General features: G+C 29.6%; 19 protein-coding genes. 17 read left to right on the top strand and 2 right to left on the bottom strand.

Annotated features, from left to right (window positions below):
* The first annotated feature begins 15 nt into the window (after window positions 1–15).
* From nusB to KQI18_RS02370, 11 genes are all read left to right on the top strand, one after another.
* Window positions 16–528: a transcription antitermination factor NusB gene (gene nusB, locus KQI18_RS02420; RefSeq protein WP_216466023.1), complete on the top strand. Its 513-nt coding sequence runs from the start codon at window positions 16–18 to the stop codon at window positions 526–528.
* Window positions 512–1510, top strand: a complete 999-nt coding sequence (locus KQI18_RS02415; RefSeq protein ID WP_216466022.1) for an O-sialoglycoprotein endopeptidase — start codon at window positions 512–514, stop codon at window positions 1508–1510. Before nusB ends, KQI18_RS02415 begins: the two co-directional genes overlap by 17 nt.
* Window positions 1511–1512: 2 nt before the next feature.
* A complete protein-coding gene (gene xseA, locus KQI18_RS02410; protein ID WP_216466021.1) occupies window positions 1513–2718 on the top strand; it encodes an exodeoxyribonuclease VII large subunit in 1206 nt (401 codons plus the stop codon).
* A gap of 3 nt (window positions 2719–2721) precedes the next feature.
* On the top strand, window positions 2722–2937 hold the full coding sequence (gene xseB, locus KQI18_RS02405; RefSeq protein WP_216466020.1) for an exodeoxyribonuclease VII small subunit: 216 nt from the start codon (window positions 2722–2724) through the stop codon (window positions 2935–2937).
* A 2-nt stretch (window positions 2938–2939) separates the two neighbouring features.
* Window positions 2940–3827, top strand: a complete 888-nt coding sequence (locus KQI18_RS02400) for a polyprenyl synthetase family protein (RefSeq protein ID WP_216466019.1) — start codon at window positions 2940–2942, stop codon at window positions 3825–3827.
* A 32-nt stretch (window positions 3828–3859) separates the two neighbouring features.
* Window positions 3860–4297 (top strand): divergent PAP2 family protein, encoded by a 438-nt coding sequence (locus KQI18_RS02395; RefSeq protein ID WP_216466018.1) that lies wholly within the window; start codon window positions 3860–3862, stop codon window positions 4295–4297.
* Window positions 4298–4385: 88 nt separating this feature from the next.
* Window positions 4386–6251: a 1-deoxy-D-xylulose-5-phosphate synthase gene (gene dxs / locus KQI18_RS02390; protein ID WP_216466017.1), complete on the top strand. Its 1866-nt coding sequence runs from the start codon at window positions 4386–4388 to the stop codon at window positions 6249–6251.
* A 39-nt stretch (window positions 6252–6290) separates the two neighbouring features.
* Window positions 6291–7103, top strand: coding sequence for a TlyA family RNA methyltransferase (locus tag KQI18_RS02385; protein ID WP_216466016.1), 813 nt, complete (start codon window positions 6291–6293; stop codon window positions 7101–7103).
* 31 nt (window positions 7104–7134) lie between these two features.
* Window positions 7135–8811 carry a DNA repair protein RecN gene (gene recN / locus KQI18_RS02380; RefSeq protein WP_216466015.1) on the top strand — a complete coding sequence of 559 codons (1677 nt, stop codon included), beginning with the start codon at window positions 7135–7137 and terminating at the stop codon, window positions 8809–8811.
* Between the two features lie 203 nt (window positions 8812–9014).
* Complete coding sequence (locus KQI18_RS02375) at window positions 9015–9557, top strand: glutathione peroxidase (RefSeq protein ID WP_216466014.1); 543 nt, start codon at window positions 9015–9017, stop codon at window positions 9555–9557.
* 142 nt (window positions 9558–9699) lie between these two features.
* Entirely contained in the window at window positions 9700–10242 is a 543-nt protein-coding gene (locus KQI18_RS02370) for a glutathione peroxidase (protein ID WP_216466013.1), read from the top strand.
* Between the two features lie 142 nt (window positions 10243–10384).
* Here the strand turns inward: KQI18_RS02370 and KQI18_RS02365 are convergent, their stop codons facing one another.
* Both KQI18_RS02365 and KQI18_RS02360 read right to left on the bottom strand, forming a co-directional pair.
* On the bottom strand, window positions 10385–10939 hold the full coding sequence (locus tag KQI18_RS02365; protein WP_216466012.1) for a hypothetical protein: 555 nt from the start codon (window positions 10937–10939) through the stop codon (window positions 10385–10387).
* 61 nt (window positions 10940–11000) lie between these two features.
* Window positions 11001–11438: a GNAT family N-acetyltransferase gene (locus KQI18_RS02360; RefSeq protein ID WP_216466011.1), complete on the bottom strand. Its 438-nt coding sequence runs from the start codon at window positions 11436–11438 to the stop codon at window positions 11001–11003.
* A 200-nt stretch (window positions 11439–11638) separates the two neighbouring features.
* On the opposite strand from KQI18_RS02360, the gene KQI18_RS02355 reads away from it, so the two are divergent.
* The 6 genes from KQI18_RS02355 (at window position 11639) to KQI18_RS02330 (ending at window position 17507) form a co-directional block, all read left to right on the top strand.
* Window positions 11639–12751 (top strand): SpoIVB peptidase S55 domain-containing protein, encoded by a 1113-nt coding sequence (locus tag KQI18_RS02355; protein WP_216466010.1) that lies wholly within the window; start codon window positions 11639–11641, stop codon window positions 12749–12751.
* Between the two features lie 122 nt (window positions 12752–12873).
* On the top strand, window positions 12874–13704 hold the full coding sequence (gene spo0A / locus KQI18_RS02350) for a sporulation transcription factor Spo0A (protein WP_420330389.1): 831 nt from the start codon (window positions 12874–12876) through the stop codon (window positions 13702–13704).
* Between the two features lie 236 nt (window positions 13705–13940).
* Window positions 13941–15062 (top strand): putative cytokinetic ring protein SteA, encoded by a 1122-nt coding sequence (gene steA / locus KQI18_RS02345; RefSeq protein ID WP_216466008.1) that lies wholly within the window; start codon window positions 13941–13943, stop codon window positions 15060–15062.
* Between the two features lie 16 nt (window positions 15063–15078).
* On the top strand, window positions 15079–15954 hold the full coding sequence (locus tag KQI18_RS02340; RefSeq protein WP_216466007.1) for a copper transporter: 876 nt from the start codon (window positions 15079–15081) through the stop codon (window positions 15952–15954).
* A gap of 22 nt (window positions 15955–15976) precedes the next feature.
* Window positions 15977–16669 (top strand): glycosyltransferase family 2 protein, encoded by a 693-nt coding sequence (locus KQI18_RS02335; protein WP_216466249.1) that lies wholly within the window; start codon window positions 15977–15979, stop codon window positions 16667–16669.
* A gap of 4 nt (window positions 16670–16673) precedes the next feature.
* Entirely contained in the window at window positions 16674–17507 is an 834-nt protein-coding gene (locus tag KQI18_RS02330; protein ID WP_216466006.1) for a glycosyl transferase, read from the top strand.

Below are 17507 nucleotides of genomic sequence, written 5' to 3'. Positions count from 1 at the left end.
GGAGAATCACATTTAATGAAAAATGATAGAGCACAGAAGGTAACTACCAGAGAGTACATGATGAAATTTATGTATCAGATAGAAATAAATCAAAAGGAAGAAGAGGATCTATTAGAGCTAGTTGATGAATTTCTAAATTCCAATTTAGAATTTATCAAAGAGAGATATATAGAGCTTAGAGAAAAGTATTCAAATGATAAGAAAATTGATATAGATATCGAAAATATGGGACTTGAAGATGTAGTTGATAAAGACTATATAATTAGTTTCTGTGTAGCAATAAATGAAAACAGATTAAATATAAATCACTTAATTAACAAATATGCTAAAAACTGGTCAGTGGATAGAATGCCTAAAGTAGATTTATCTATACTTAGAGTTTCAATATGTGAAATTCTTTATATGGATATGCCAAATAAAATCTCTATCAACGAAGCTGTCGAGCTTGCAAAAATTTATTGTGATGACAAGTCACCAAAATTTATAAATGGAATACTTGGAAGTATTGTAAATGAAAATGAAAAATAATATAATAATCGGAATTGACACTAGCTGCTATACTACATCCATAGCAGCTATAACTTTTGATGGAGATATAATCTTAAATGAAAAGATTATGCTTAAAGTAAAAAAAGATTCAAAAGGGCTCAGACAGAGCGAAGCAGTCTTTCAACACGTAAATAATTTTGGATATATAAGCGATAAATTGAATAAAATACTAGAAGAGTACAATGTAGCTGCGGTTTGTGCATCATCAAGACCTAGGCCTATTGAAAATTCATATATGCCAGTATTTACAGTGGGTCAAAATTTTGCAAAACTGTACTCGTCTTTATCACAATCTAGATATTATGAAACTTCACATCAAGAAAATCATATAGAATCAGTTTTGTTTAATTCTAATATTAAAAATAAAAATAGATTTTTATCAGTTCACATATCTGGTGGGACTACAGAAATTTTACTATCAGAAAAACCAATCGAGGATTTTATAAATTGTGATTATAATATTGAAATTGTAGGTGGAAGTAGAGATGTAAGTTTTGGGCAACTAATAGATAGACTTGGTGTAGGTTTCGATTATGAATTTCCATGTGGAAAATATATAGACGAAAATGCTTTAAAATCAAATCTAAATATAGAACAAGGTCTTAAGACATCTGTAAAAGAGGGTTATATGAATCTATCGGGTATTGAAAATCAAATAAATAAATTTGTAAAAGATAATTATAACGATATAGATAATGTTGATAAAAATTATGTATCAAAGTTACTGATGGATACTCTATCAAGATGTCTGTATAAGTCTCTAATTTACTTGTGTAAAAAATACAAAGTAGAAGAAGTTTTATTTGCTGGAGGAGTTTCGGCCAGTAAGTATTTATCACAAAGTGTTACAGAAAAACTTTCAAAAAATAATATTAAAGCATATTTTTCAGAACCTAAGTATTCAACAGATAATGCAGTCGGTTGTGCTATAATAGGTTTAAACAAATTTTTAGGAGAATAATAATGGAAATTAGAGCTTTAGATATAAGTGAAGCGAATTCATATATAAAGAGAATTTTAATAAATGACCCAATACTTGATAACCTGAAAGTAAAAGGTGAGGTATCAAATTTTAAAGTTCACAGCAGTGGAAATGTTTATCTATCATTAAAAGATGAAAACTCTAAATTAAACTGTGTAATATTCAAAAGCAACTACAATAAAAATTTGGAATTAGACAATGGAACCAATGTAGTTGCAAAAGGATATATTTCTGTTTACGAAAGAGATGGGGCTTATCAATTATATATAAACGAAATAGAAATTGAAGGAATGGGAAACTTACATATTGAGTTTAATAAACTAAAGGAAAAGCTGAATAAGGAAGGTTTATTTGACCCAAAATATAAAAAGGATATTCCAAAAATGCCTAGCTCAATTGGAGTTGTAACCTCTCCTACTGGAGCCGTTATAAAAGATATTATTAATGTTATTAAGAGAAGATTTCCAAAGGTAAATATAAAACTTTACCCAGTAAATGTGCAGGGGAGTAAATCAAAAGACGATATTTGCGAAGGTATAAGATTTTTCAACAAAATGGAAAATGTAGAAACAATTATAGTTGGTAGAGGTGGAGGATCAATAGAAGAGCTCTGGTCATTTAACGAAGAAGATGTAGCTAGAGAAATATTTAAATCAAAAATACCGATAATATCAGCAGTAGGTCACGAAACTGATTTTACTATATGTGATTTTGTATCGGATATGAGAGCACCAACTCCGTCCGCTGCAGCAGAGCTTGCAACTCCATCACTTGACGAAATAAATTACAAATTGTTAAATATAAAAAATAGGATATCAAAATCTTTAACAAACCAAATCAATATAGATGAATATAAGTTGATGGCTACATTTGATAAAATAAATAGTTATTTAGATTCATATATTATTAAAGATAAAATTATACAACTAGATAAAATATATGATAAAATAACCTTTGGGATAGAAAATAGTCTTAAATTCAGAAGCGAAAAACTTGTGAGCACTGGTACAGTTTTACACAATTTGAGTCCATTAGCTACTATGGATAGAGGTTATAGTATTCTTCAGAAAGAAGGCAATGTAGTAAAGAGTGTAAAGGAACTAAAAAAGAAAGAAAAAGTCGACATTGTTTTAAAAGATGGGAATGTAAACTGTACAATTGATAATATAAAATTAGATGAGGTATAGAGAATGAACTTAAAATATGAAGAAGCATATTCAAGACTTGAAGAGATACTTAGAGATCTAGAGTCTAATAACGCTAGCCTCGATGAGTCTTTAGAACTTTATGAAGAGGGAATTGCACTTTATAAGCATTGCAATAAATTATTGGAAGATGCTCAACTTAAAATAAGCAAATTTAACAAACTCGGTGTTGAAGAAGAGTTAGACTTAGGGGAGGAATAGTCATGGAATTCAATAGTTCACTAAAAGAAAGAGCAGGTTATATAGAGGAAATATTAAAAGAGTACATGCCAAATGAAGTAGGTTTTCAGAAAACTGTAATAGAAGCTATGAATTACAGTCTTAGTGCTGGTGGAAAAAGATTAAGACCTATACTTACACTTGAGGCTTGTAAACTAGTTGGTGGAAATGCAAAAGATGCAATTCCATTTGCAGTAGCTATTGAAATGATACACACATATTCATTGATTCATGATGATCTTCCCGCATTAGACAATGATGATTTGAGAAGAGGAAGACCTACCAATCATAAGGTTTACGGAGAAGGTATGGGAATTTTGGCTGGTGATGCTCTATTAAACTACGCATATGAAGTTATGTTAAAGGGATCGCTTGGAAAAGAAAATCCTGATAAATACCTAAATGCAGTTTATGAAATTGCAAAACATGCAGGTATTTACGGTATGATTGGTGGACAGGTAGTAGATGTTGAGAGTGAAAACAAAAAAATTGAAAAAGAAAAATTAGACTATATACATAATAATAAAACAGCTGCTATGATAATTGGATGTATGAGAGCTGGAGCCATAGTAGGTGGGGCCAATACAGAAGAGCTTAAATGTATATCAAATTATGCAAAAAATATAGGTCTATCATTCCAGATAGTAGATGATATTTTAGATATAGTCGGGGATGAAAAAAAGTTGGGTAAAAAAGTAAATAGCGATATAGAAAATAATAAATCAACTTATCCATCTTTGCTAGGTCTAGAAAAATCTAGATATATTGCAGAAGAGTTGATATCAGATGCTAAGAAGAGTATAGAAACTACATTCGAAGGCGTGGATTTTTTAAAGGGATTAGCTGATTATATCATATCACGAGAATGTTAAAATTAAATCTGTAGAATTCTTAGGAGGTTGACATGGAATTTTTTTTGGAGCTTCTAAATAACGGCGCTTTGGGTATAAGTATAGTAGCTTGTTTTTTGGCTCAGTTTATAAAGATATTTACAGGAAAAACAAAAAGAATAGAGTTAACAAGAGTATTGACATCAGGTGGAATGCCTAGTTCTCACAGCTCGTTTGTAACAAGTTTGGCTACAGTAGTAGGTCTTGAAAAAGGATTTAACTCAACAGACTTTGCTATAACAGCTGTTTTAGCTCTTATAATAATGTATGATGCAGCTGGAGTTAGAAGGGCTGTAGGTAAGCAAGCTATAATACTAAATCAAATTGTAGATGATATACAACATAATAAGCCGATTGAGCAAAACAAGTTGAAAGAACTTATAGGTCACACTCCTATGGAAGTTTGGTTTGGTGGACTGCTCGGTGTACTAACTGCTTTGGTGTTAATTTAGATGTAAACTGTCTCGAGAATAGTTATATTCGGGACAGTGAATTTTTATATATAATGAAGTTAAAAATTAAGCAAAAGGTGTGAATAATATGTACAAGTATTTAGATAAAGTCAATTCTCCGCAAGATATAAAAAATATGAACACAGAAGAAATTGATTTACTTGCAAAGGACATAAGAAAATTTTTAGTTAAATCTATATCAAAAACTGGTGGTCACCTTGCATCTAATCTAGGCGTTGTTGAATTGACTTTGGCTTTACATAAAGTTTTCGACAGTCCAAAAGATAAAATTATATGGGATGTAGGTCACCAAGCGTATGTCCATAAGATATTAACAGGAAGAAAAGGTGAATTTCCAACTCTTAGACAATTAAATGGTCTTAGTGGGTTTCCAAAAGAGGAAGAGAGTGAACATGATATATTTGACACAGGACACAGCAGTACGTCTATATCAGTAGCTGTTGGAATAGCCTGTGCTAGAGATATACAAAAAGAAAAATACAGTGTAATTCCGGTTATAGGTGATGGAGCTATGACGGGTGGTATGGCCCTAGAAGCTCTTAATTACCTAGGAGATGTGGGTACTGACATGACAGTTATATTAAATGATAATGAAATGTCAATAGATAAAAATGTAGGTGGAATGTCTAAGTATTTCTCTAAGCTTATAAAAAACTCTAGTGTCGATATGGTTAAAGATGAATTTGAAAAACTTTTGAGCGTTACGTCAACAGGAGAGTTTATTTCAAAAACTGCATATAAATTAAAAGATACTTTAATAAATAGTTTTAATCCACAAGAAAGTGAATTCTTTGATTCAATAGGTATAAAGTATATAGGACCGATAGACGGACATGATACAAAACAACTAATAGAATCCATGACTTATGCTAAGTTTTTGAAAGGACCAGTACTACTTCATGTAATTACTAAAAAAGGTAGAGGCTATAGATATGCCGAAAATCAACCAGATAAATATCATGGTGTTTCTAAATTTGATATAAAAGATGGTGTGGTTTCTTCTGGAGTGATATCTACCTCAGATGCTGTTGGTAAAAAGCTTATAGATATGGCAGCTAATGATGATAAAGTTGTAGGTATAACAGCAGCAATGCCATCTGGAACAGGACTCAATCATTTTGCTAAAGTATACACTGATAGATTTTTTGATGTGGGTATAGCTGAACAACACGCAACTACATTTGCTGCTGGTCTTGCTAAAAATGGTTTAAAGCCTTATTTTGCAGTGTATTCAACTTTTCTTCAAAGAGCTTATGACCAAATAGTACACGATGTCTGTCTTACTAAAAAGCCAGTGACTTTTTTAATTGATAGAGCTGGTTTGGTAGGAAACGATGGTGAAACTCATCATGGAGTTTTTGATCTAAGTTATTTAAATCCAATACCAAACATTGTTGTTATGGCTCCTAAAGATACCAAAGAACTAGAAGCTATGATGGAATTATCTCTTAAATTGGACTCTCCAGTTGCAATAAGATATGCAAGAGGTAATAGTTATTGTTTAGAAACTGGTGAGTATGGTGATATTGAGCTTGGAAAATACGAAGTTTTAAATGAAGGTGAAGATGTAGCTATTTTAGCTATAGGGGATACTGTAAAACAAGCACTTGTGGCATGTGAGGGACTAAAAAAGGAAAACATAAATGTTACAGTTATAAATTCAAGGTTTTTAAAACCTATGGACGAAGAACTATTAATAGATGTTTTTAAAAAGCATAAGCATATTATTACTGTCGAAGATAATTCTAAAGTAGGTGGATTTGGAAGTAGAATAAATAGCTTAGCTATGCAAGTTTGCAGTGATGTAAAAATAGTTAATTTAGGAATAAAAGAGGAGTTTATTGAACACGGAAGCCAAGAAGAATTATATGAAATAGTTGGAATATCTTCAAAAAAAATTATTGAAGAAGTAAAAGCATTACTAAAAAAATAAAAAGATAAGAAGTAAAAAAGTATTTAGAAAGGTAATCTTATGAAAAAGAGAATAGATGTATTACTTGTCGAGCAAGGATTTTTCGACAGTAGAGAAAGAGCTAAAAAAGCTCTTATGGCAGGTCTTGTATTTGTAGACAATCAAAGATGTGACAAGGCTGGTACAGAGGTTAAAATAGATTCTAAAATAGAAGTGAAAGGAAATCCAATTCCATATGTAAGTAGAGGCGGTTTAAAGCTAGAAAAAGCTTTAAAAAATTTTGATTTAACTTTAAATGATAAAGTGTGTATGGATATAGGGGCATCTACAGGAGGATTTACAGATTGTATGCTTCAAAATGGTGCAACTAAAGTTTTTTCTATAGACGTAGGTTACGGTCAACTTGCATGGAAGCTAAGACAGGACAAGAGAGTAGTTTGTATGGAGAGAACTAATATAAGATACGTAACATTAGAAGATATAAATAAGCCAGCAGACTTTGCATCTATAGATGTTTCTTTTATTTCATTAAAATTAGTGCTACCCAAAGCTAAGGAGCTTTTGAGGGATGGTGGAGAAGTAGTAGCACTTATAAAGCCACAATTTGAAGCAGGACGTGAAAAAGTTGGTAAAAAAGGTGTTGTTAGAGAGAAATCAACTCATATTGAAGTGATAGAAATGGTCTCTAACTTTGCTTTAGATAATGGATTTGAGATACTTGATTTAGATTTTTCGCCTATAAAAGGACCTGAGGGAAATATAGAGTATTTAATTCACTTAAAGAGTATTGATAAAAAACAGATATTAGATGAACAAGAATATATAGATAAAGTAAAAGATCTTGTTGAAAAGTCACATATGCTAGATAAATAGTTATTAGTAATATTTTAAAGGGGGCTTTAATTTGATCCTTGAGATGTACATGAAAAACTGTGCCTTGATAGAAGAACTTAGGCTTAGTCTAGATAGAAATTTAAATATACTTACGGGAGAAACTGGTGCGGGAAAATCTATTATAATTGATGCATTAAATTTATGCCTTGGTAGCAAATACGACAGATCTTTTTTAAGAAAAGGAACTGATAAAGGGCTTATAGAAATAGTATTTTATACGGAAAATCAAAAAGTCATAGATTTTTTAGAAGAGAGCGAAATAGATGTTGAAGATGATAATTTGATTATAGTTTCAAGAGTTATATTTTCAGATGGGAAGAGCTCAGCAAGAGTTAATGGGCGGACTGTTAAAATTTCTTCTCTAAAACATATAACAGGTATGATGGTAGATGTACATGGACAGCATCAAAATAATGCTCTTTTAGATACGGAAACTCATATTGAGTTTTTGGACTTATTTGGTGGAGATTATCTTGATAAGTATAAAAAAGATTATAGAAAAACTTACAATAAATACAGTGAAGTTAGGAAGTCACTTAATATTTTAAATGAAAATAAAGATGATATGCAGATACAAAGAGAAATTGATTTATTAAATTTTCAAATAAACGAAATTTCATCTGCTAATTTAAACGAAGGCGAATATCAAGAATTATTACAAACAAGAGAGATATATAGAAATAGCGAAAAGATATACAATAAATTAAATTTATGCTATGAAGGAATTCATAATGGAGAAATAAATGTTGTAGATTTGATAGGAATAGTCTCTAAGGAATTGTATGATATAGCCGAATATGATGTTAAACTTGAAGAGTTTAGCAATGATATTGAGAGAATTATGTACGAATTACAAGATATATCTTCAGGAATTAGAGATTACAAAGAGCATATAAATTTTGAACCATATGTGCTAGAGCAAATAGAAATTAGAATTAATGAAATAAATAATTTAAGACGTAAATACGGAGATACAATTGAGGATATACTAAAGTTTTACGATAAAACTGTTCATAGACTAGATGAGATAATTAATAGAGATGAAAAGGTAGAAGAACTAAAAAAAGAGTTAACATCTCTTGAAGAAGAGCTTACGCTAAAGGCTACAGAACTAACTTTGGCTAGGAAAGAGCTAGCGATTAAATTAGAAAAATTATTACTTGTAGAACTAGAAAGTTTAAATATGAAACATGTTTCTTTTAGAGTAAAGTTTACAGAGTGTGAATTTACATATGATGGTAAAGACAATGTAGAGTTTATGGTATCGTTCAACTTAGGTGAAGATATGAAGCCTATAAATAAAGTTGCATCAGGTGGAGAAATGTCTAGATTTATGCTAGCGTTTAAGACAATTTTAGCTGATATTGATGGAACTGATACGCTGGTATTTGATGAAATAGATACAGGTATTAGTGGAGTAGCAGCTCAAATAGTAGGAGAAAAACTTGCGAACATATCTATCAAAAAACAGATTGTTTGTATAACGCACTTACCACAGATTGCAGCAAATGCTACAACTCATTTCTGTATAGAAAAAAATGTACAGAACAACAGGACTTTCACTAATATAAAAAAACTAAATGAAAATACAAGGGTTGAAGAAATTGCTAGGTTAATTTCTGGAAGTAAAATAACAGAAAAAACTATTGACCATGCAAATGAAATTATAGAAATAGCTAAACAATAAAAAAAATTGAGAAAGCTGGAGAGCATAAAAACAGTTAAGAATGTTTTTATTATCTTCAGCTTTAATTATTTACTAGATGTTACTAAATATTTACTTATAAAAATTATTTTTATTTTAATTCATGGGTATAAGTAAAAACACATAATTTATTAGATAAACAAGTAAAAAAATTAATATAAAATAAAAGAGAGGTGAGGTTTATTATGACTATATACGATTTTAAGTTTAAAGATATTAGTGGTAAAGAAGTCTCTATGGATGAATTTAAGGGAAAGGTAATATTAATTGTAAATACAGCAAGTAAATGTGGATTTACATATCAATATGAAGGCCTTGAAAAGCTTTATAAGGATTATATAGATAAAGGTTTTGTAGTGTTAGGGTTTCCGTGTAATCAGTTTGCTGAGCAAGAACCAGGAAACAACCATGAAGTTGAAAGCTTCTGTAAGTTAAGATACGGAGTAACTTTCCATCTATCTCAAAAGATAGAAGTAAGAGATGAGAATATAGATCCAATATTTAAATATTTAACTGAGAATACAAATTTCGAAGGCTTTGGTAAAGGAATAAAATCAAGAGGATTAGAGTTTATGCTTAAAAAGAAATATAAAGGAAATTATAGTGATAGCTCAATTAAATGGAACTTTACTAAGTTCTTAATAGATAGAAATGGCAATATTAAGGCTAGATTTGAACCAACTATTGATCCAAAAAATATTGAGAGTACGATTAAATCTTATATATAATCAATATTATATATAAATTTTCTATCTATAATAAATAAAATTGATATAAAGTAAAAATTATTGGGTATATAATTCAATACAGAGTTGGAAATCAAATATTACGAACTAGAACTAAAAAAATAAAAAAGGAATGGTGGTCAATATGTCAATTTATAATTTTAAATACAAAACGATAGAAGGAAATGATACATCTCTTGATGATTTTAAGGACAAAGTAGTTTTAATAGTTAATACTGCTAGTGAGTGTGGATTTACACCGCAATATGAAGGTCTTGAGAAACTTTACAAAGAGTACAAAGATCAAGGGTTAGTAGTTATAGGATTCCCTTGTAACCAGTTTAATGGCCAAGAGCCTGGCAGCAATAGTGATGTGAAGGAGTTTTGCTCAGTGAGATATGGAGTTACTTTCCCATTGTCTCAAAAGATAGATGTAAGAGGTGAAAATCAAGATCCACTTTACAAATATTTAACTGATAACACTAAATTTGAAGGGTTTGGAACTGGAGAAATGGCAGAATTATTGGATGGAATTGCTAGAGAAAAATATCAAGATGAATATAATGATAGCTCTATAAAATGGAACTTTACAAAATTCTTAATAGGAAGAGATGGTAATATTATCGCTCGTTTTGAACCAACAGTTGATCCTGAAAATATAGAAAAAGATATAAAAAATGCTTTATAAAATTGTTAATAGCTAAAAGTAACGCGCAAACATTTATGTTTGCGTGTTACTTTTTTTATACAACAAATTATAATTAAAAACACTTAATATTAGAAAATGATTTCAATAAAAATAGAGTTTATAAAGATTTACTAAGATCTACTTATTCAGATTTATTATTATTAGTTCTTTGAGTTTTATAATTAGATATTTCTTTGCTAATTTGTGATTTAGATGCATTTTTAGTGAACAGATTAACCAATGGTTCAACAACTTTCAAACCGAATCCACCTTTCGTGTAATAAGAAAGTCTATAGTAGAAGTAGTTAATTAGTTCAATAAGCGCAAATAAATAAATAGTTATTCCTACTATTTTTCCTACTAAACCACTTTTACCTATATTTGCAATATATATTGGTATGTATATAGAAAAAAGTATTAAGTTTAATTTATTTAAAAAAATAAAAATTGGAGCTACAATATTTTTGTACAAAGTCCTATCTCTTTTTTGAACTCTTTTTAAACAAACAAACCAATAAACCGAACCCTCTAGGAGGATTAGACTAAGTAATGTTACAGGATAAAGTGTTATAGGATGGAAATCTATATTTAGATTATTTATATTAGCAAAATATACACAGATAAATAATATAGCATTTATAAACTCCATGTAACAAAGATACCATAATTCTTGTTTTAAATTTCTCTTTCTTTTCATAATTTCCTCCTGACATATTTATTATAAATGTTTTACATCATTAGGTAAATAACAACTAAAGTTACAGTACTAAAACCATTACTTTTTCACCGTTATCATCTAGTTCACCATTAAACTCAAACCCAACAGAGATATATAAATCAATCGCAGAAATGTTATCTTCGTATATGCTTAAATAAATTTCATTGCAAGTATAAAAATTAAATAAATGATTTATCAAAAAATCCAAAGATTTCTTTCCATAGCCTCGACACTGATATCTGTAGTCAATCATGAATCTATCTAACCACACTCTGTTGTCCTTGAGTTTTCCATACATTGCAAATCCTATTAGAGTACTTTCGTTGTAAATTCCAACGGGCTTCCAAGATGTTTCAAATTTAGATTCCGCTATAGATAGAAGATTGCTTTCAATAAATTTAGCCTGATTTTTTTTTACTGATAAGTTTATTAAATCTCTCCAATTACCGATATTTGCATCTTTTATACTTAAAATCACAATATGACCGCCTTTCAAATAAAAAATAAATAATTATAGTTATTATAGCAATGCTTTATGAATTTTACAGATAATCATTAAAAAAATTAAATAAAAGAGCATAAGTATACAAAAATATACGTTTAAATAAAATCTTTTACTGAATAATAAAACTTACCAATTGGAATTATAATTGTATACAACTTAGGGAGTGATAAACTATGAAGAAAAGTAACTTTAAAGTAAAACTTTTAAAAAATGTTAGAGGATTTAAAATAAAAATTATCACATTGTCTTGCATTGTAGTATTGGGATTAACTTATTCTTATAAAAAAGATTTATTTAATCATTCATTAAATTTAATTGAGAATAAAATAAGTGATACTGAGGTGACAAGCTTTAAAGATAGGAATAAAAAGTTTGTGTATCCACTTGGAAATATCATAGGGATAAAAGCAGATACTGATGGAGTTTTAATTATAGGATTTGAAGAAGAAAATGTGGAATATGTTGGTGGTCTAAAAATTGGAGACAATATTATTGAAATAGAAAAACAGAAGATAAAAGATAGTCAAGATGTATTAAACATTTTAAATAGCTTAGATAAGCAAATAGATAAAATCGAGATTAAATTTGAAAGAAATAATATTTATAGAACAGAAGAAATTAAACTAAAAAAATCAGAAGGTCATTTCAAATTAGGACTATGGGTAAGAGATAAAATTTCTGGTGTAGGCACTATGACATTTTACGATCCAGAAAACAATAGAATTGGAGCAATTGGTCACGCTATAAAAGATACGGATACTAATGAATTATTGAAAATAAGAGATGGAAGGATTTATAGGCCAGAAAAGTTAGAACTTATAAAATCTACAAAAGATAAGGTGGGTTACATCAAAGGAGACTATGAAAACTCCAATATTGTTGGAAAATTTTCAAATAACACTGATATTGGTATAAGCGGAAAATTTATAGGTGGAAAAGGTAATGATTTGAAACTAGGGGATAAAGAAATGCAGCTTATGGAGGTTGGAGATGTAAATGACGTAAAAAAAGGTAAAGCTTATATACTATTTGAAGATAAAAATAAAAATATAACATCTTTTGAAATAAAAATAGAGGATATTATGACTTCCCGTGGAAATCATAAAGAGATAGTATTAACAGTAGTAGATAAAAATTTAATTGATTACACTGGAGGAATTGTACAAGGCATGAGTGGTGCTCCAATAATACAAAATAACAAAATAATTGGAGCCGTTACACACGTATCTAAAGAAGATCCTAAAAAAGGATATGGCATTTTGATAAACGAAATGATAAAATTATAGATAATTTAATAAATTTTTTTATTTGTTTGAAGGAATATAATTTGAGCCTGTCGAATAAGGATACTAGTGTAAAGATTATATAACAATTTAGTGTAAGAAGTTTGATTTTTCTGTATAAGAAAATGTTTTTGATGGGGGGATTTTTAGTGAACGAAAAAATCAAGATAGTTTTAGCAGATGACAATAAGGATTTTTGTCAAGTTTTAAACGAGTATTTATCAAATGAGGATGATATAGAAGTCTTAGGTATCGCAAAGGACGGGATTGAAGCATTAGAATTAGTTAAAAAGACTCAACCTGATTTATTGGTATTAGACATCATTATGCCACATTTGGACGGATTAGGTGTAATCGAAAAGCTTAATAGCATGGAGATTGCAAAATTTCCTAAAATCATAGTTTTATCTGCAGTAGGTCAAGACAAGATAACTCAAAATGCTATAAGCTTAGGAGCAGATTACTACATTGTGAAACCTTTTGATTTTGTTGTATTTATAAATAGAATCAGAGAATTAGTGTCAAACAAGGCAGTAAAAATTGAACCAAAACAAAATTATGATACTCAGATGACAAGAAGTGATTTTGTTAAAAACGTTGGAAATATAGAAACTGAAATAACAAATATAATACACGAAATAGGAGTTCCAGCTCATATCAAAGGTTATTTATATTTAAGAGAAGCCATCAAGATGGTTATAGAAAATGTTGAGCTTTTAGGAGCTGTAACTAAGGAATTATACCCAAGTATTGCAAAGAAATTTAATACTACTCCTAGTAGAGTTGAAAGAGCTATAAGACATGCAATAGAAGTTGCATGGAGTAGAGGTAAAGTTGATACTATAAATCAATTGTTTGGATACACAGTTCATAATACTAAAGGAAAACCAACAAACTCAGAGTTTATTGCAATGATTTCAGATAAACTTAGATTAGAGCATAGTATGGTTAAATAATTAGGTTAATAGCAAAGTCCTCTTTTTAGAGGACTTTATTTTTTATAGAAAATAATTTTAATTCATTATAAAAACTAAAAAAATAAATAAATTTAGACAATATGAAAAAGATAATAAACCATAAAAATACAAAAAATGTATACATGACGCTCGAATATACTTAAAACATTTATTTTATTGTTAACTAATGCTATAATATAATGTGATTTTATAAAATTGATGGCGGAGGTTTAAAAATGAGAGTCGAAGCTCCAATAAAAGTGGATAGGAAGACAAAAAAGCTTGCTAAGAGACTTGTCAGCGGAGATATTGCAGTAATCAATCACATTGATATTGACGAAGTCGCTGCGAATTCTCTGGTAGAAGCTAAAATTAAGCTTGTTGTAAATGCGGCTCCTTCTATAAGCGGTAGATATCCAAACAAAGGACCTGGGATACTAACTGAGAACAATATATTAATTATAGATAATATTGGTGAAGAATTATTTAATGAATTAAAAGAAGATCAAGTTATCGAAGTTATAGATGGGAAGATATACCGAGAAGGTGAATTATTAGGTGAAGGAGAAGTTTTAGATTTAAAACTTGTCAGAGAGAAAATTAAAAAGGCCTACGAAAATTTATCTTTTGAATTAGACAGATTCATTGATAATACTATTGATTATGCGAAAAAGGAAAAAGGTTTTATTCTAGGTGAAGTTGAAATACCTCCAGTTAACACAGATTATGCAAATAAACATGTGTTAATAGTAGTTAGAGGTCAAGATTATAAAGAAGATTTAAGCACTATGATATCCTACATAGAAGAGGTCAAACCTGTACTGGTTGGAGTTGATGGTGGAGCAGATGCACTTATTGAATTTGGATATACTCCTGATGTAATAGTAGGGGATATGGATAGTGTGAGTGATGATGCCCTTAAAAAGGCTAAAGAAATAGTGGTGCATGCTTATACTGATGGAAGAGCGCCTGGACTTGAGAGGGTTGAAAATTTAGGATTAGATGCAATTGTTTTTCCAGCGCCAGGCACAAGTGAAGATATTGCCATGCTTATAGCATATGAATACAAAGCAGAACTGATAGTAGCAGTAGGAACTCACTCAAATATGATAGATTTCCTAGAAAAGGGACGAAAAGGTATGGCAAGTACATTTTTAGTAAGACTAAAAATTGGATCAAAGTTGATAGATGCAAAGGGTGTAAACTTACTTTATAGAAGTAAGCTGAAATTTAAGTATGTAATAGCATTACTTGCAACAGCTTTATTCCCAGTACTTATACTTGCATATTTATCACCAGGGGTTCAACATTTTATGCAACTTATGCAGTTAAAGTTTAAGCTACTTTTACAGATGTAGATAGAGGAGGATTACAATGCATATTAATATGAAGTACTACATTGTTACCATTGGTGCTATATTTATAGCTTTAGGGATAGGTATACTAGTAGGGTTCAACTTAAACAACAACGAACAGTTAAGTGAGCAACAAGCAAACATGATAAACGATTTAGACGAAAAATTTGAAATATTAAAAGATACAAATGATTCCTTAAAAAATGATTTAAGCAAATCAAATTCGAAATATGACAAAGCAGTTGCATATATCAATAAAAATGTAGATAAACTAATAGATTCTACACTAACTGGTAAAACTGTAGGTATAATAACTTTAAATGAAAACTTTGATAATAGTGAAGGTATAACTACAACTCTTGATAAAACTGGAGCTAAGATAGCATTTAATATTGTGATTAAAGATTCTATAAAACAGACGGCAAAGTTAAAAGAGGTATCTCAGAAGGTTGGGGTAGATTTAAGTGATACAGAAGGCGCAGTAAATTATATAATAGAGACGCTAAGTACAGAAGATGCTAGCTCAAAACTCGAGTATTTACAAGAATTAGATCTAATTAAGCTTAACTATTTAGGAAGTTCATATTTATCTTATGATTCTGTAATTCTTTCTGCTGGAGATGATTCTAAAAATCCAGAAAAGGATTTTGAAAAGTTAGATAAATATTTAGTAGATTCTTTAAAAGCACAAAATAAATACATGGTAGAAGTTCAGAATTCAGATGTAACAACTTCTTATGTAGATTTATACTCTAAAAATAAAGTTGCTACTATAGATAACATAAATGAAGAGAGTGGAAGTATATCACTATCAATACTTTTAAAACAAGGAAATAAAATAGGTAACTTCGGTTCTTCAAAAACTGCAGATAGTTTAATTCCAATAGAGGAATAAGGAGATTTAAGGAGTGAATGAAATGAACCAGTATATTAGTATAATAATACCAGTTTACAATGAAGAAAAATTTATAAAAGATACATTAGATGGAATAAAAGATATAAATGATATATCCGAAATTGTGGTTATTGATGATGGATCTAGAGACAATACAGCTAAAATAGTTAGTGAGTATTCATTAGATAAAGTCAAATTTCATAAGTTAGATAAAAATAGAGGAAAAGGATATGCTCTAAATTATGGTTTAAAAATAGCATTGGAAAATGCAGATATAATTGGATTTTTAGACGGAGATTTAGGCGTTTGTTCCTCTGAAGTTGAAAAATTAATACAGCCAGTAAAAAATAATGAAGTTGATGTAACTATAGCAAGATTTCCATCGGCAAAGAAAAAAGGTGGTTTCGGGCTAGTTAAAGGTTTAGCTAGAAACTCAGTCCTTGAAATGACTGGCGAGGATTTAACATCTTCAATTTCTGGACAGAGGGTTTTTAAAAGAGAAGTCTTGGAAAAATTTGATGAGATGCCATATGGATATGGTGTTGAAGTGGGGATGACTATAGATATTCTTAAATATGGATTTAAGATAAAAGAGATACTTGTAAATATGACGCACAATGAAACAGGAAGAAGTTTAAAAGGATTTATTCATAGAGGTAAACAATACTACCATATTAAAAAAATTGTAAACCAGAAGAAGAAAGAGTGGAGGTAGTATGATGTTAGTTCTAGATACTTATTTAATATATATAATACTGCTTATAACAGGATTATTTGGGACTTATTTATGTATACCTTTATTTAGAAACATGATGATTTCAGGTGATATAATAAGACCAAATTACAATAAAGAAATGATACCAGTAAGTATGGGTATTGTATTCTTGCCTATGATGGTTATAAATAGTATTATTCTAGCCTTTTTGACGATTAACTATGAAAGTTTGTTATATATTTTTATGTTTGATTTTGCACTTGTCTCTATGTTTTTTGCTGGCGTTCTCGATGATATTATTGGGAATAGAAATGTAAGTGGACTTAAAGGACACTTTAAAAGCTTGTTTAATGGAAATCTCACTACCGGTGGATTTAAAGCACTATTTGGTGGAATAGTTGGTCTTTTAGTATCTGTAGCAGTAACAAAAGACATTTTAGAAATAGTAGTTAACACATTGGTTATTGCACTTTCTACTAATTTGATGAATTTATTGGATTTAAGACCAGGTAGAGCAATAAAAGTTTATTTATTCATAATGGTTGTAGTATTTTTAACCGTAGCTGGATTTGTACAAGTGTTACCTCTTCTAATAGTGCCTAATGTTCTAGCTTATTTCAATCATGATCTTAAGGCAAAGGCTATGATGGGTGATACAGGTTCTAACGTTCTGGGGATGTCTATTGGTCTTATGATAGTATTTGGATACTCTTTTAATATTAGAGTTGGTTGGTTAATATTTCTAATATTAATTCATATACTTACAGAAAAATATTCATTAACTAAAATTATTGAGAATGTAAAAGTACTAAATTTCTTAGATAGATTGGGAAGGTAG

The organism is Metaclostridioides mangenotii, assembly GCF_018917235.1.
Classification (GTDB): domain Bacteria; phylum Bacillota; class Clostridia; order Peptostreptococcales; family Peptostreptococcaceae; genus Metaclostridioides.
Note: the sequence above shows the minus strand (reverse complement) of the source record. Positions and strands in the feature narration are given on the sequence as shown.